Below are 14,433 nucleotides of genomic sequence, written 5' to 3'. Positions count from 1 at the left end.
TTCTAATTAGGAATATCTGGGATCCCCCACTCGTTGGCATTATTCTAAAGGCGCAACCCCAATAAATTCGCGGTCTTGCATAGGGGCGTCCGCGCGTGCCAACCTGCTTCTCAAGTAAATTAAAACATGAAAAAGAAAGACATTGAATTTCTCGATGTCGTGGCTTTGCGCGGCCCGAACATTTGGACGTACCGTCCGGTCCTTGAAGCGTGGGTGGATATCGGCGAACTGGAGGACTACCCCTCCAACACGATCCCCGGCTTCTACGAGCGCCTGACCGAATGGCTGCCGACCCTGATCGAGCACCGCTGCAGCCCGGGCGTGCGCGGCGGATTCCTGGCCCGCCTGAAAGAAGGCACCTGGCCCGGCCACATTCTTGAACATGTCACCCTGGAATTGCAGAACCTGGCCGGCTTGCGCGGCGGTTTCGGCAAGGCCCGTGAAACCTCCACCCGCGGCGTCTACAAGGTCGTCGTGCGCGCCTGGCAGGAACAAGTCACCCGCACCGCCCTGAACGAAGCCCGCGACCTGGTCATGGCCGCCATCGAAGACCGCCCGTTCGACGTCGACGCCACCGTGTCGCGCCTGCGCCGGCTGGTCGACCGTCACTGCCTGGGCCCCAGCACCGCCTGCATCGTGGACGCCGCCGACGACCGCGACATTCCCTATATCCGCCTGTTCGAGGGCAACCTGGTCCAATTCGGCTATGGCGCGCGCCAGCGCCGCATCTGGACGGCCGAAACCGACCGCACCAGCGCCATCGCCGAAGGCATCTCGCGCGACAAGGACCTGACCAAGGAACTGCTGTCGACCTGCGGTGTACCAGTACCTGAAGGCCGCCTGGTCGACAGCGAAGACGACGCCTGGTCGGCCGCCGAAGACATCGGCCTGCCCGTGGTGGTCAAGCCCTACGACGGCAACCACGGCCGCGGCGTGTTCACCAACCTGACCACCCGCGAAGACGTCGTCTCCGCCTACCGCGTGGCGGTGGATGAAGGCAGCGGCGTCATCGTCGAACGCTTCGTGCTGGGCAACGAACACCGCCTGCTGGTGGTGGGCAACCGCATGGTGGCCGCGGCCGCCGGCGAGCCGGCCTGGGTCACGGGCGACGGCAAGTCCACCATCACCGAACTGATCGACAACCAGATCAACACCGACCCGCGCCGCGGCCGCACCGAGAACCACCCGCTCAATCCGGTGCGGCTGGATTCGGCCGCGCGTCTCGAAATCGCCCGCCAGGGCCTGTCCGAAGACAGCGTGCCGGCCGACGGCCAGCGCGTGCTGGTGCAGCGCAGCGGCAACGTCGCCTTCGACGTGACCGACCGCGTGCACCCCAGCATCGCCGCCACCGTCACCCTGGCCGCCCGCATCGTGGGCCTGGACATCGCCGGCGTCGACCTGGTCGCCGAAGACATCTCGCGCCCGCTGGCCGAACAGCGCGGCGCCATCGTCGAAGTCAATGCCGGCCCCGGGCTGCTGATGCACCTGAAGCCGGCCGACGGCACGCCGCGACCGGTGGGCCGCGCCATCGTCGACCATCTGTTCCCGGAAGGCGACGCCGGCCGCATCCCCATCGTGGGCGTCACCGGCACCAACGGCAAGACCGTCGTCGCGCGCCTGGTGTCGCGCCTGCTGCACCTGTCGGGCAAACGCACCGGCCTGGCCTGCAGCGAAGGCCTCTACCTGGACCGCCGCCTGGTGCAAAAGGGCGACCGCGCCGATTTCGCTTCCGGCACGCGCCTCCTGATGAACCGCAACGTGGATGCCGCCGTCATCGAAAACGACAGCGGCGTGATCCTGGGCCAGGGCCTGGCCTACGATCGCTGCCAGGTGGGCGTGGTCACCAACATCGACGACGCCGATCATCTCGGCGACTTCGACATCAATGAAACGGAACGCATGTTCAATGTGTTCCGCACCCAGGTCGACGTGGTGCTGCCGACCGGCACGGCCGTGCTGAACGCGCGCGATCCGCGCGTGGTGGAGATGGCCGAGTTGTGCGACGGCGCCGTGATCTTCTTCGGCATCGATCCCGCCCTGCCCGCCATCGCCGCTCATCTGCAACAGGATGGCCGCGCGGTGTACGTGCGCGACGGCGCCATCGTACTGGCGCATGGCGCCCGCGAAGAGCGCCTGGCCGCCGTCGCCGCGATTCCCCTGACCCATGGCGGCCGGGTGGCGTTCCAGGTCGAGAACGTGCTGGCCGCCGTGGGCGCCGCCTGGGCGCTGGACATCCCGGTGGAACTCATCCGCGCCGGCATCGAGACCTTCGATATCGACCAGGCCGACGCGCCCTGGCAATTCACCCTGTTCGAGCGCAACGGCAGCACGGTCGTCGTGGACGACGTCCATAACGCCTCCGCCCTGCGTCCGCTGATCACGGCCATCGACCAGTTCCCGTCGACCAACCGCGCCGCCGTCTATTCGGCCGGCGCCGACCGCCGCGACGCCGACCTGATCGAACAAGGCCGCCTGCTGGGCGACGCGTTCGACCGCGTGGTGCTCTACGACGACGCCACGGTCGCCAGCAAGCGTCCGGCCGGCCAGGCCCGCGCGCTGCTGCGCCAGGGCCTGGAGCAAGGCAGCCGCGTCAAGCAGATCCTGGACGAGCCGGACCACGGCCGCGCCATCGAAAGCCAGCTCGCCGGCATCGCCGCGGGGGACTTCGTCCTGCTGCAATCCGACGAGGCGTTCTCCGGCCCCACCATCGATCTCGTCCGCCGCTGGATCCAGCAACACTGACATCACTGTGCGCGCCCCGGCCCTGGCCGCGGGCGCGCGTAAGCTAGACAGGAATACCTGCCATGGAAGTTTCCCGTATCCGAGCACTGCGCGGCCCGAACCTGTGGAGCAAGAACACCGCGATCGAGGCCATCGTTTCCTGCGCCGACGCCGAATGCTCCATCGATAACCTGCCCGACTTCGAAGCCCGCCTGCGCGCGCGGTTGCCGCAAACCGGCCTGCTGCGCCCCGAGGGCCACCAGGGCGCGGTGTCGATCGCGCACGTGCTGCAGATCGTCGCCCTGACGCTGCAGGCCTATGCTGGCTGCCCCGTCACCTTCGGCCGCACCTCATCCACCATCGAACCCGGCGTGTTCCAGGTCGTGGTGGAATACAGCGAAGAAGAAGTCGGCCGGCTGGCCATGGAGCTGGCGCAAGCGCTGGTGCGCGCCGCGCTGGACGACACGCCGTTCGACCTGGCCGACGCCCTGAAGCGCCTGCGCGAACTGGACGAAGACGTGCGCCTGGGGCCCAGCACCGGCTCCATCGTCAACGCCGCCACGGTCCGCAACATTCCGTTCCGCCGCCTGACCCAGGGCAGCATGGTGCAGTTCGGCTGGGGCAGCAAGCAACGCCGCATCCAGGCCGCCGAAACCGACCTGACCAGCGCGATTTCCGAATCCATCGCGCAGGACAAGGACCTGACCAAGATGCTGCTGGACGCCGCCGGTGTGCCGGTGCCGCTGGGCCGCTCGGTCACGACCGCCGAAGACGCCTGGACCGCCGCCCAGGAGCTGGGCGGCCCGGTCGTGGTCAAGCCGCGCGACGGCAGCCAGGGCCGCGGCGTCGCGGTCAATATCGAAACGCGCGAACGCGTGATCCAGGCCTTTGAAGTGGCCGCCGAGGTCAGCTCGGAAGTCATCGTCGAACGCTACATCCCCGGCCACGACTTCCGTCTGCTGGTGGTGGGCGGCGCGCTGGTGGCGGCCTCGCGCCGCGATCCGCCGCAGGTCACCGGCGACGGCGTGCAGACCATCCGCCAACTGGTGGACCAGGTCAACGCCGACCCCTTGCGCGGCGACGGCCACGCGACTTCGCTGACCAAGATCCGCTTTGACGACATCGCCTTGGCCACGCTGAAAAAGCAGGGCTTCGACGCGGATTCGGTGCCGTCCCCCGGCACCCTGATCTTCCTGCGCAACAACGCCAACCTCAGCACCGGCGGCTCGGCCACCGACGTCACCGACGAAGTGCACCCCGAAATGGCGGCGCGCGCGGTCTCCGCGGCCCGCATGATCGGCCTGGACATCTGCGGCGTGGACGTGGTGGCCGAAAGCGTGCAGTACCCGCTCGAAGAACAGAACGGCGGCGTGGTCGAAGTCAACGCGGCCCCCGGCCTGCGCATGCACCTGAACCCCTCGTTCGGCAAGGGCCGCGCGGTGGGTGAAGCCATCATCGCCAACATGTACGCGGACGGCGACGACGGCCGCATTCCGGTGGTGGCGGTGGCCGGCACCAACGGCAAGACCACCACCGTGCGCCTGACCGCCCACATTCTGGGCGTGGCCGGCAACCGCGTGGGCATGACCAACTCGGACGGCGTGTACGTCGACAACCTGCGCATCGACACCGGCGACTGCAGCGGCCCGCGCAGCGCCCGCAGCGTGCTGATGCACCCGGACGTCGACGCTGCCGTGTTCGAAACGGCGCGCGGCGGCATCCTGCGCGAAGGCCTGGCCTTCGACCGCTGCAATGTCTCCATCGTCACCAACATCGGCATGGGCGACCACCTCGGGCTGGGCTACATCAGCACCGTCGAGGACCTGGCCGTGGTCAAGCGCGTGATCGTGCAGCACGTGCATCCCGGCGGCACCGCGGTGCTCAACGCCGCCGACCCCATCGTGGCCGACATGGCCGCCAGTTGCCCCGGGTCGGTGACCTACTTCGCCGAAGACCGCAACCACCCGGTGATGGCGACGCACCGCGCACAAGGGCTACGCGTCGTCTACCGCGACGGTGATGCGATCGTGGCCGCCCAAGGCAGCGACGAAACCCGCTTCCCGCTGGCCGAAATTCCCCTGACCCGCAACGGCACCATCACCTTCCAGGTCGAGAACACCATGGCCTCGATCGCCGCCGCCTGGGCGCTGAACCTGAGCTGGGACATCATCCGCCGCGGCCTGGCCACCTTCGTCAACGACGCCCAGACCGCGCCCGGCCGGTTCAACGTGTTCGACTATCGCGGCGCCACCGTGATCGCCGACTACGGCCACAACCCCGACGCGATCCTGGCGCTGGTGCGCGCGGTGGACGCCATGCCCGCCAAACGCCGCTCGGTGGTGATCAGCGGCGCCGGCGACCGCCGCGACGAAGACATCCGCATGCAGACCGAGATCCTGGGCGAAGCGTTCGACGACGTGCTGCTCTACCAGGACCAGTGCCAGCGTGGCCGCGAGGATGGCGAAGTGCTGGCCCTGCTGCAGCAAGGCCTGGTCAATGCCAGCCGCACCCGCCACATCGAAGAGATCCACGGCGAGTTCCTGGCGATCGACACGGCGCTGGCGCGCCTGGGCGCCGGCGACCTGTGCCTGATCCTGGTGGACCAGGTCGAAGCGGCGCTGGACCACATCGCCGGCCGCATCAAGGAAGCCTGACCGGCTGCGCCAGGCCGCCGGCAACGGCGGCCCGGACAAGCAACGGGGCGCCCATGGGCGCCCCATTCTTATTGAGCTGGACGAGAGTTGCGCGCGACGCCGCGCTAACTGGCGGCCCCGGCCTGAACCCTGGGCGCCTCGGCCTGATACCTGTCCGTGACGTGCGTGCATCCCAGCGCCGCCATCGCGGCCAGCGCCAACAACATCGCGCGGCAGAATCTTTGCGTCATGCGTGTTTCCTCCTGAGTTGGATGCCGTCACCGGCGCGGACTGGCCCGCGCCAGCGGCGTGGACCGACTATACCGAGGCCTCGCGGTCACGGCCAGCCACGCGATAAAACACCGCAAAATCGCGTATTTCCCGTTACCTGCCTCCGTCAAAACAGGACAAGACGTTGCTCAGATGTAACTCCCACACTGCGCATGGCCGGTTCAAACCCCGTCGCGAGACGCGCGATTTGCCCCGTCCCCCGCCGTTACATTTACCCACAGCGTTCTTTGACAGCGTTTGCGAGGCACCTGTACCTTGAACCCAAGCTGATCAGTGTCCAACTCACCCGCGACTGCCAGGTTTATCGGCCATAAGCCCAGGCAGCCGCCACAACGAAGAGAGGTCACCATGAATAACGACATCATCGCTGGCAAGTGGAAGCAACTGTCCGGCAAGGCCAAGGCGGCTTGGGGTGAACTCACCGACGACGAGTTGACCCGCACCGAAGGCAACGCCGAACGCTTGGCTGGCCTGATCCAGGAGCGCTACGGCAAGACCAAGGAACAGGCCGAAAAGGATGTGCGCGATTTCTTCGATCGCAATCGTTAATTTCCAAGCCACCCAGGAGAAGCTGACATGTTGCACTACGCCGTTGTTTTCTTCGTGATTGCGATAATCGCGGCCGTCCTGGGCTTCGGCGGCATCGCCGCCGGCGCCGCAGGGATCGCCAAGATCCTGTTCTTCGTCTTCCTGGTATTGGCGCTGCTGTCCATTCTGGGCGGCGCATTCCGAAAGAAATAGAACATCGCACCCAAGATTCATCCGCTTAGCCGTTGCGTACTGAACGCGCTGAACCCCCAACACAAGGAGCATAACTATGGAATTCCGCAAGCTGATCGCCGCCGCCGCACTGGGCACGGGCGCTGTCTTCACTTCCATGGCCTTTGCCGCCAATGACGGCAAGCCCAAGCAATCCGTGGGCGAATACGCGTCCGACGCGACCCTGACCACGAAGGTCAAGGCAGCCTTTGTCGCCGACAAGCAATTGAGCGCCCTGGAAATCGCCGTGGAAACCACCGATGGCGTGGCCAAGCTGACCGGTACGGTGGGCACCGCCGCCGAAGCCGATCACGCCGCCACCGTGGCCCGCGGGGTCGAAGGGGTCAAGCAGGTCATGAACAACATCAAGGTCGACCCGGCCAAGAACAAGAAGTAAACGCCGTCGCCCTTGCCGCGACCACCACGGCGCCTTGCGTGAAAACGCGAGGCGCCGTTTTTTGTTCATTAGACGTTGACCGTGCCGCGGCCGATCTCAAGCGCACGCCCGCCGACCTGGATGCGGCCATCGGCCTGCACGTCCAGCAGCAGGCGGCAGGGGCGGCCCATCTGGTCGCCCTGCTCGACCAGATAGCTGGCGGGCAGCACCCGGCCCTGATGACGCAGCCAACCGCCCAGGTTGGCGCAGGCCGACCCCGTGCCCGCATCTTCGTCCACGCCGCCGCCCGCCTTGGCGAAAAAGTAGCGCGCCACCACGACGTCGCGATCGCCCTGCCGGCGGCCTTCATCGAAGGCGAACAGATAGCAGGTCTTGCGGCCCAGGCTGCTGGCCTGCCAACGATGCAGCTGCGTGGCATCGGGACGCGCGCGGCGCACCGCTTCCACGCTCTTGATGGGCAGCAGCAATTGGTCCGCGCCCGTGTCGACCCAGATCGGTTCACCCTGCAGATCGTCGGCCTGCAATCCGACCAGCCCGGCGATTTCCACAGCGGACATTTCGGGGGGCGCGGTGCGCACGCCATCCGGACATGGCGCGGTGAAGGTCCAGGCGTCGCCCCGCGCTGTCACGGGCACGATGCCCGCCTTGAATTCCAGCGTCAGCGCATCGCCCGACTTGAGCAGATCGCGCAGCACCTGCGACGTGCCGATGGTGGGATGGCCGGCGAACTTCATCTCGTAGCCGGGCGTGAAGATGCGCACGCGCGCATCCGCGTGCTCTGACGGCAGGATGAAGGTGGTTTCGGATAAATTGAATTGCGCCGCCAGGTTCAGCATGGTGGCGTCATCCATGCCGCGCGCGTCTTCGAACACGCACAACTGATTGCCGCTGAACGTGCTGGAAGCGAAGACGTTGATGAGACGGAACGCGTAGGTAGCCATGATGCGATGAAAGAGGAAGAGCCGCGCCAGGCGGCGGAGCCCTCCACTTTATCGCAGGGCGACAGGCGCTACCAGATGGCGAAGAACAGCACCCAGGCCCAGCAGAACGGCGCCAGGCCGGCCAGTAGCACCAACCATGCCAGCCCCTTTTTCACGCGGCTTGCCGGACGCTGGTTCAGCAAGCGGGCGAATAGCCGCAGAGTCCACAGCACAGCCAGCGCCAGCAGCGTAAAACGCACCGGCGCCGCCCACGCGGCGCGCACGCCTTCGTGTTTGAGCAGGTTGACCGTGGTGGCCGACAGCCCCAGGAACACGCCAATGCCGGCCGACGGAATCAGCGCCTGGGCCAGCTTGTGCAGGCCAGGGCGGAACCAGCCGCCAGAGGCTTGCCCGGCCGAGGGCGCGGCAGGCACCAGGCGGTCGGCGATCCAGAGCGACAGGAAGCTGGCGCCGCCCACGCACACCGTGGCGCCGACCACGAACATCAGGATGCCCGCGCCGTCCAGCCAGGAGAAGCTGTCGTTCACTTCCGGATAGTGCGTCAAGATGAACCAGGGCGCGTTGTCCATCAGCGGCCAGAGGATGTCGCGTTCGACCAACCAGGTGGCGGCCCATTGCTTGGCTGCCACGTACCAGGGGCTGGCGCTCCAGAGGAACGCGCCCATGGCGATGCCCATCAGACCGAAGCACAGCAGGACGGTCTGCCAGCCCTCGCCCTCGGTGACGTTGACGATTTCTTCTTCGGGCGAGCGCGGCGTCAGCGCGATGGCGCCGCGGTAGTCGCTGCAGCGGCCGCACATGTGGCAATCGCCGGCGCCCTTCATGTGCCGCAGGGGCACCAGCGGCGCACAGTTGATGGGCTCGATCCGGATGACCGGATGACGCCACTTTTCTTCGTCCACCTTGAAGTGCCAGGGCGCCAGCTTGGCCAGCACGTTGAACACGCCGTTGACCGGGCACAGGTACTTGCACCATACGCGCTTGCTGCGGCCATAGCGCCAGCCGACGATCATGGCCGCCACCGTGGACCCGCCCAGCACCGCCAGCACCGCCAGTGGATACTGGTACACGCTGACGAGCTGGCCGTACACCGTCGTCAGTGCGAACGCCACGAACGGCCAGCCGCCCCAGCGCATCCATTTCGGGATGGCACGCCCCTGGCCACGTTCGCTGGCCCACTCGGTGAGCATGCCCTCCGGACAGAACCAACCACACCATGCCCGTCCCAGGATCGGCATGGAAATCAGCACGAACGGCCACCAGACGCCCCAGAAGGCGAACTGCGCGACGATGGTGAGATTGTTGAAAACCGATGCCGAATTGCCCGGCAAAGGCATGATGGCCGGGACGATCAGGAGGAACGCGTATATCGCAACAATGCCCCACTGCAGCTTGCGCAGCAGAGGGGCATGGTCTCGAAGAAAGTCGGCGATACGGGAGGTTGCCCTCCCGAGTGCAGCTGCCATGGTTAAACCTTCATTAATTCAGTCCGGCAAAGGCGTCGGAATCAGGAAGCTGCGCGGGCCGCGGCGACCGGCGCGGGCTTGCCGCCCACCCAGCGCAACAGCGCCCATACCACGATCCAGTAAGCGACCCACAGCAATACCGAAATCAGGGCAGGCAGGGCGCGGTACCCCGCAAAATCGGCCAGAATCTTGCCGAAACCCGTGCTGTCGCTGAGCAACCACGAGCTGTCCCAGACCGGATCGATGATCGTCGGCAGCACGTCCAGGGAAATCAGGTGATCCAGGCCGCCCACCAGCAGCGAGCCGGCCAGCAGCAACAGCAGGATTTCGGTGACGCGGAAAAAGCGGCGCCAGGTGATGAGCTTGCCGCCCAGCTGCAGCAGCCAGAAGGTCAGGAGCGCCACGACGAAACCGGCCACGCCGGCCAGGGCCAGCATCAGCATGTTGTTGCCGTCTTCGCCCGCCGCCACGGTGCCGTACAGGAACACCACGGTTTCGCTGCCCTCGCGGGCCACCGCGATAGCCACCAGCACGAACAGGCCCCACCAGTTGTCGCTGGCCACAGAAGAGCGCGCGCCGCTTTCAAGTTCGCCTTTCAGCGTGCGGCCGTGCTTTTTCATCCAGACGACCATCTGCACCACCAGCGCGCACGCCGCCAGCGACATGACAGCCTGGAACCATTCCTGCCCCTCGTCGCTGAGCCAGGACGACACGCCCAGCAACACCAGCGCCAGTGCGATGGCCAACGCCAGCCCGGCGGCCACGCCGCCCCACAGATACTTCAGCCCGCGCGCGCCTTCCGGCGTCGAGCGCAGCCAGGTGTACAGGATGCCCACCACCAGCATGGCTTCGACGCTTTCGCGCCAGACGATAAAGAGGACCTGTTCCATGTGATGCAGCCTGCCTATTCCTTGGCCTTGACGACCAGGGTGCCTTTCACCGACTGGTGAAAGTCATCGAAGAAGGGGTACTCGCCGGGGCGCGAGATGGTGATGACCACGAAAGACTTCACCCCAGGACCCAGCACTTTTTCCTTGCGCAGCGGAATGCTTTCGAATTCCACCGGCTCGTTGCTCTCGTTGATGAGCTCGATCTTGAACCGGCCCGCCGGGACTTCCAGCCGCGCGGGCTCGAAGGTGCCGTCGGGCTTGAACGTCAGCGTGAAGGTGGGCAGTTCGTCCGCCTGCGCGGGCGACATGCCCGCCAAGCCGGCCACGCTGATCAACAGCGCGGCAACCATGCGAAGCAGGCGGCGCACGATCAGTAACCGCCCTTCTTGCCGGTGCCGGCGTAGACGAACTCATAGTCCAGCGCGATCGGCTCGAACCAGTCGCCCACCCCGGTTTCCTTGTCGATGTGGCGGCCGAAGTGGCTCATCTTGTTGGCCGTCGGCGGCAGGATCGTGTACTTCAGCTTGTACTTGCCCGGGCCTTCCAGCTTGATGTTTTCGCCGTAGTGCGGGCCGTCGTTGGCGACCATCGGCATGAAGGTGCCTTTCTGCACGTTCTGGCTGCCGACCTTCTGGATTTCGTAGTTCACGACCAGGTAGGGCACCCACTCGCCTTCCGGGAAGCCGGTCTTGTTGCCGGCGGTGGCGTGGATGTCGGCCTCGAGGTGCACGTCGGAATCCTTGGCGGGACGCATCATTCCGGGCGGATCCATTTCAATCGGCTGCAGATAGACCGCACCGATTTCCATGCCGCCCTTTTCTACCGGCTTGCCGATGGGGTATTCAGCCGCGTGGGCGACGGACACGCTCAAACCGACAATGGCCAGCGCCAAGGCTTTCTTGATCATGGGGTATTCCTCAAGACACGAATGAAACGGCGGTTCCAAAGAATATAAACAAGAACCGTTTGCATTAATGTAACGAAAAAAACTGACAGATCCCTGAACCAAGAGCCCCGTAAAACGTCCGATTGTTGCGTCCCATCAAGCAAAAGAAAAGCCGGCGGGCAGATGCGCGCCGGCGTTTCCAGACCGGGCCCACGGCAACGCCGGGGCCTGGCGCCCTGCTTTACTTACGCCCGCCACCCGGGGGCGTGCCGCCCGGCGTGAAGGGGAAGGTCGAGAACATCGCGCGGGTCTGATCCTGCATCTGGTCCTGCATCTGCACGAACAGGTTCTTACTCTGGTCGATGTAGTTGTTCATCATGTTCTGCAGCATGGGGGTCTGCACGTTCATGAATTGCGTCCAGGCCTCGGGACCGAACTGGCTGCCGTACAGGCCCTTGGACTGTTCGGCCATGCGCTGCTGGATTTCCATGAAGGCCTGGATGTTCTTTTCCAGGTACGAACCCATGATGCCCTGCATGGCGTGGCCGTAGAAACGGATGATCTGCGACAGCATGTTCGACGAGAACATGGGCATACCACCACTTTCTTCTTCCAGGATGATTTGCAGAAGAATGCTGCGCGTGAGGTCTTCGGCGCTCTTGGCGTCGATGACCTGGAATTCCTCGTTGGCCAGAACCAGTTGCTTCACATCGGCCAGGGTGATGTAGGTGCTGGTCCGGGTGTCGTATAGGCGACGGTTGGGGTATTTTTTAATCAGGCGCAGGCTGGCGCCGGTTTGTGCTTGCGTCATGTTTGTCCCCGGATCGGGCGATCTCTAAGACTTCGAATAGGGTGGAGTGTAATGCCGGGAGCCTTCTCCCCGAAGCTCTACGGCGCGAAAGGGCCGCCCACCGGGCGGCCCGCGGTGCATCAGCCCATGTGCAGGCCGCCATTGAGCGAGAAATCCGCTCCCGTCGAAAAACCAGACTCGTCCGAAGCCAACCACGACGTCATGGACGCGATTTCCTCCGGCGTACCCAGACGGCGCACCGGAATGGTGGCGACGATCTTTTCCAGCACGTCGGGACGAATGGCGCGAACCATGTCGGTGCCGATGTAGCCGGGCGAAATGGTGTTGACGGTGACACCCTTGCTCGCCACTTCCTGGGCCAGCGCCATGGTGAAGCCATGGATGCCAGCCTTGGCCGTGGAATAGTTGGTCTGGCCGAACTGCCCCTTCTGACCGTTCACCGAACTGATGTTGATGATGCGGCCCCATTGGCGCTCGACCATGCCGTCGATGACCTGCTTGGTGACGTTGAACAGGCTGTTCAGATTGGTGTCGATGACCGCGCGCCAATCGTCGGCGGTCATTTTGCGGAACAAGCCGTCGCGCGTGATGCCCGCGTTGTTGACCAGCACGTCCACCGGACCCAGATCCGCCGTGACGCGCTCGAACGCGACCACCGTGGACTCCCAGTCCGAGACATTGCCGACGGACGCATAGAACGTGTAGCCCTGCGCCGCCTGTTCGTCCAGCCATTGCTGGTAGTTGCGGCTGGGGCCGCAACCTGCCACGACGCGAAAGCCATCCTTGGCCAAGCGCTGGCAAATAGAGGTGCCGATACCGCCCATCCCGCCTGTAACGTAAGCCAGTTTTCCGCTCATTGGACTTCCTCCTGTGTGCGACGGACGCCTCGTTGATTAACTTCTTATTAGCCTGGGCCCACCGCGTGCGCGGCCTCAGGCGGCCCTGACTTTCACATACCTGCCCGGCGCCGGCTCGATCGGCCTATGCCGGGCATTGCCTGATTTTGTACGCGCCTTGACCTGCTTGCCAGAATGGCCGGCCAGCCAACTGGCCCAGTCGGGCCACCAGCTGCCCGGTTTTTCCTGGGCCTGCGCCAGCCAGGCATTGGGGTCGCCCGGCAAGGGGTGACCCGCGTTCCCGGTATTGTCCGCCACCCAGTAGCTGCGGCGCTTCTTGGCGGGCGGATTGACCACGCCGGCGATATGGCCCGACGCTCCCAGCACGAACCGTTGCGGGCCGCGCAGCACCTGGGTCGAGGCATAGGCCGAGACCCATGGCACGATATGGTCTTCGCGCGAACCGAAAATATACGCCGGCATCGTCAGGCGCGTCAGGTCCAGCGGCAAGCCGGCGGCCTGCGCCCGGCCCGGCACCTTCAGGTTGTTCTCGAGGTAGGTATTGCGAAAATACCAGGAGAAGAACGGACCCGGCAGGTTGGTGCTGTCGCCGTTCCAGAAGAGCAGGTCGAAAGCCGGCGGCTTCTGGCCTTTCAGGTAGTTGCCGACCACGTAGTTCCAGACCAGTTCGTTGGGACGCAGGAACGAGAAGGTGGTGGCCAGGTCGCGCCCGGGCATCAGCCCGCCCGCGCCCAGTTGATGGTCGCGCAGCAGCGCATGGGCCTCGTCGACGAAGACGTTCAGGATGCCGGTGTCGTGGAAGTCGAGCAACGAGGTCAGCAGCGTGAGGGCCGCGACGGGATGCTCGCCGCGCGCTTCGGCCAGCGCCAGCGCGGACGCCAGCATGGTGCCGCCCACGCAGAAGCCCAGCGCGTTGACCTGCGGCTGGCCGGTGATGTCGCTGGCCACGCGCAGCGCCTGCAGCACCGCGTTGTCCAGGTAGTCGGACCAGGTGGCGCGGTCCACGCCGTCCGTGTCGCTGGCCAGCGGGTTGCGCCAGGAAATCAGGAATACCGTGAAGCCCTGCTCGACCGCGTGGCGCACGAACGAGTTGTCCGGCTGCAGGTCCAGGATGTAGAACTTGTTGATGTTCGGCGGCACGATGACCAGCGGGCGCTCGTGCACCGTGGCAGTGGCCGGCGCGTACTGGATCAGCTGGAACAGCGTGTTTTCGAACACCACGTCGCCCGGCGTGATCGCGACGTTGCGGCCGATCTCGAACTGGGTTTCGTCGGTTTGGGTGATGCGGCCTTTCTTGACGTCGCCGAGCAGATTGGCCAGGCCTTCGTTCAAAGCGCGGCCGGCGCTTTCGACGATGGACTGCTGGGCGTCGGGATTCAAGGCCAGGAAGTTCGACGGCGACAGCGCGTCGACCCACTGCATGATGGAAAAGCGCAGGCGATCGCGCATCGGTTCGCTGACCTGGGCGGCATCCACCATGCGCGACATGGCGCGGGCGGACAGCAGGTAGGTGTGCGCCATCAACAGATGCGAACCATTGGCGGCCCAGGCGTCGCCGGAAAAGCGGCGATCGGCCAGAGGGGCCAGCGCGCCGCGGCGGGCGTCGTCGCACAGGCGCTGCCACTCGCGGGAGAATTCAGCCTGAATGTCGGCCAGGACGTCCGGAGCCACGCTCACCGGAAGAGGCCCTGAGGCGGAGAGATTGGCATTCACTTCGACACCTTGTTATCGAGACTTCCCGATTGATGTTGCATGTCGGGTTAAGCGCTGTCAATGCGGGT

14 protein-coding genes are annotated in these 14,433 nt (G+C 65.4%); 5 read left to right on the top strand and 9 right to left on the bottom strand.

Features of this window, described 5'->3' with window-relative positions; all coding sequences use genetic code 11:
* The first annotated feature begins 126 nt into the window (after positions 1 to 126).
* On the top strand, positions 127 to 2,742 hold the full coding sequence (gene cphA, locus A9974_RS09540; protein WP_183003860.1) for a cyanophycin synthetase: 2,616 nt from the start codon (positions 127 to 129) through the stop codon (positions 2,740 to 2,742).
* Between the two features lie 62 nt (positions 2,743 to 2,804).
* Entirely contained in the window at positions 2,805 to 5,375 is a 2,571-nt protein-coding gene (gene cphA, locus A9974_RS09535) for a cyanophycin synthetase (protein WP_183003859.1), read from the top strand.
* A 104-nt stretch (positions 5,376 to 5,479) separates the two neighbouring features.
* Here the strand turns inward: cphA (A9974_RS09535) and A9974_RS29445 are convergent, their stop codons facing one another.
* Positions 5,480 to 5,605: a hypothetical protein gene (locus A9974_RS29445; RefSeq protein ID WP_255468110.1), complete on the bottom strand. Its 126-nt coding sequence runs from the start codon at positions 5,603 to 5,605 to the stop codon at positions 5,480 to 5,482.
* A gap of 388 nt (positions 5,606 to 5,993) precedes the next feature.
* On the opposite strand from A9974_RS29445, the gene A9974_RS09530 reads away from it, so the two are divergent.
* The 3 genes from A9974_RS09530 to A9974_RS09520 all read left to right on the top strand — a co-directional run bounded on the left by A9974_RS09530 (position 5,994) and on the right by A9974_RS09520 (position 6,801).
* The gene (locus tag A9974_RS09530) at positions 5,994 to 6,194 is read left to right on the top strand and encodes a CsbD family protein (protein WP_025140133.1); all 201 of its coding nucleotides are present in this window, start codon (positions 5,994 to 5,996) and stop codon (positions 6,192 to 6,194) included.
* 27 nt (positions 6,195 to 6,221) lie between these two features.
* Complete coding sequence (locus A9974_RS09525; RefSeq protein WP_006389411.1) at positions 6,222 to 6,386, top strand: DUF1328 domain-containing protein; 165 nt, start codon at positions 6,222 to 6,224, stop codon at positions 6,384 to 6,386.
* Positions 6,387 to 6,462: 76 nt separating this feature from the next.
* Positions 6,463 to 6,801 carry a BON domain-containing protein gene (locus A9974_RS09520; protein WP_183003858.1) on the top strand — a complete coding sequence of 113 codons (339 nt, stop codon included), beginning with the start codon at positions 6,463 to 6,465 and terminating at the stop codon, positions 6,799 to 6,801.
* A 68-nt stretch (positions 6,802 to 6,869) separates the two neighbouring features.
* On the opposite strand, the gene A9974_RS09515 is transcribed toward A9974_RS09520, so the two are convergent.
* The 8 genes from A9974_RS09515 to phaC all read right to left on the bottom strand — a co-directional run bounded on the left by A9974_RS09515 (position 6,870) and on the right by phaC (position 14,365).
* Positions 6,870 to 7,742, bottom strand: a complete 873-nt coding sequence (locus A9974_RS09515) for a PhzF family phenazine biosynthesis protein (RefSeq protein WP_183003857.1) — start codon at positions 7,740 to 7,742, stop codon at positions 6,870 to 6,872.
* A gap of 68 nt (positions 7,743 to 7,810) precedes the next feature.
* A complete protein-coding gene (locus A9974_RS09510; protein ID WP_183003856.1) occupies positions 7,811 to 9,208 on the bottom strand; it encodes a 4Fe-4S binding protein in 1,398 nt (465 codons plus the stop codon).
* A gap of 41 nt (positions 9,209 to 9,249) precedes the next feature.
* Entirely contained in the window at positions 9,250 to 10,098 is an 849-nt protein-coding gene (locus A9974_RS09505; protein ID WP_183003855.1) for an FTR1 family protein, read from the bottom strand.
* Positions 10,099 to 10,112: 14 nt separating this feature from the next.
* Positions 10,113 to 10,448, bottom strand: coding sequence for a cupredoxin domain-containing protein (locus A9974_RS09500; RefSeq protein WP_183004134.1), 336 nt, complete (start codon positions 10,446 to 10,448; stop codon positions 10,113 to 10,115).
* Positions 10,449 to 10,468: 20 nt separating this feature from the next.
* On the bottom strand, positions 10,469 to 11,005 hold the full coding sequence (locus tag A9974_RS09495; protein ID WP_183003854.1) for an iron transporter: 537 nt from the start codon (positions 11,003 to 11,005) through the stop codon (positions 10,469 to 10,471).
* Positions 11,006 to 11,225: 220 nt separating this feature from the next.
* Positions 11,226 to 11,795 carry a polyhydroxyalkanoate synthesis repressor PhaR gene (gene phaR, locus A9974_RS09490; protein ID WP_183003853.1) on the bottom strand — a complete coding sequence of 190 codons (570 nt, stop codon included), beginning with the start codon at positions 11,793 to 11,795 and terminating at the stop codon, positions 11,226 to 11,228.
* Positions 11,796 to 11,914: 119 nt separating this feature from the next.
* Positions 11,915 to 12,652 carry an acetoacetyl-CoA reductase gene (phbB, locus tag A9974_RS09485; RefSeq protein ID WP_183003852.1) on the bottom strand — a complete coding sequence of 246 codons (738 nt, stop codon included), beginning with the start codon at positions 12,650 to 12,652 and terminating at the stop codon, positions 11,915 to 11,917.
* A 75-nt stretch (positions 12,653 to 12,727) separates the two neighbouring features.
* Positions 12,728 to 14,365: a class I poly(R)-hydroxyalkanoic acid synthase gene (gene phaC / locus A9974_RS09480; RefSeq protein WP_183003851.1), complete on the bottom strand. Its 1,638-nt coding sequence runs from the start codon at positions 14,363 to 14,365 to the stop codon at positions 12,728 to 12,730.
* Positions 14,366 to 14,433: the final 68 nt, after the last annotated feature.

The organism is Achromobacter sp. UMC71, assembly GCF_014170305.1.
Classification (GTDB): Bacteria; Pseudomonadota; Gammaproteobacteria; order Burkholderiales; family Burkholderiaceae_B; genus Achromobacter.
The sequence above is the reverse complement of the archived record's forward strand: the minus strand, read 5'-3'. Positions and strand labels throughout refer to the sequence as shown.

Excerpts from the sequence above, each read along its gene's own strand:
- A9974_RS09495 (WP_183003854.1), bottom strand. The coding sequence starts at position 11,005 with ATGATCAAGAAAGCCTTGGCGCTGGCCATTGTCGGTTTGAGCGTGTCC.
- phbB (WP_183003852.1), bottom strand. The coding sequence starts at position 12,652 with ATGAGCGGAAAACTGGCTTACGTTACAGGCGGGATGGGCGGTATCGGC.
- A9974_RS09510 (WP_183003856.1), bottom strand. The coding sequence starts at position 9,208 with ATGGCAGCTGCACTCGGGAGGGCAACCTCCCGTATCGCCGACTTTCTT.
- A9974_RS09525 (WP_006389411.1), top strand. The coding sequence starts at position 6,222 with ATGTTGCACTACGCCGTTGTTTTCTTCGTGATTGCGATAATCGCGGCC.
- A9974_RS09500 (WP_183004134.1), bottom strand. The coding sequence starts at position 10,448 with ATGGTTGCCGCGCTGTTGATCAGCGTGGCCGGCTTGGCGGGCATGTCG.
- phaR (WP_183003853.1), bottom strand. The coding sequence starts at position 11,795 with ATGACGCAAGCACAAACCGGCGCCAGCCTGCGCCTGATTAAAAAATAC.
- A9974_RS09530 (WP_025140133.1), top strand. The coding sequence starts at position 5,994 with ATGAATAACGACATCATCGCTGGCAAGTGGAAGCAACTGTCCGGCAAG.
- cphA (WP_183003860.1), top strand. The coding sequence starts at position 127 with ATGAAAAAGAAAGACATTGAATTTCTCGATGTCGTGGCTTTGCGCGGC.
- cphA (WP_183003859.1), top strand. The coding sequence starts at position 2,805 with ATGGAAGTTTCCCGTATCCGAGCACTGCGCGGCCCGAACCTGTGGAGC.
- A9974_RS09520 (WP_183003858.1), top strand. The coding sequence starts at position 6,463 with ATGGAATTCCGCAAGCTGATCGCCGCCGCCGCACTGGGCACGGGCGCT.
- A9974_RS29445 (WP_255468110.1), bottom strand. The coding sequence starts at position 5,605 with ATGACGCAAAGATTCTGCCGCGCGATGTTGTTGGCGCTGGCCGCGATG.
- A9974_RS09505 (WP_183003855.1), bottom strand. The coding sequence starts at position 10,098 with ATGGAACAGGTCCTCTTTATCGTCTGGCGCGAAAGCGTCGAAGCCATG.
- A9974_RS09515 (WP_183003857.1), bottom strand. The coding sequence starts at position 7,742 with ATGGCTACCTACGCGTTCCGTCTCATCAACGTCTTCGCTTCCAGCACG.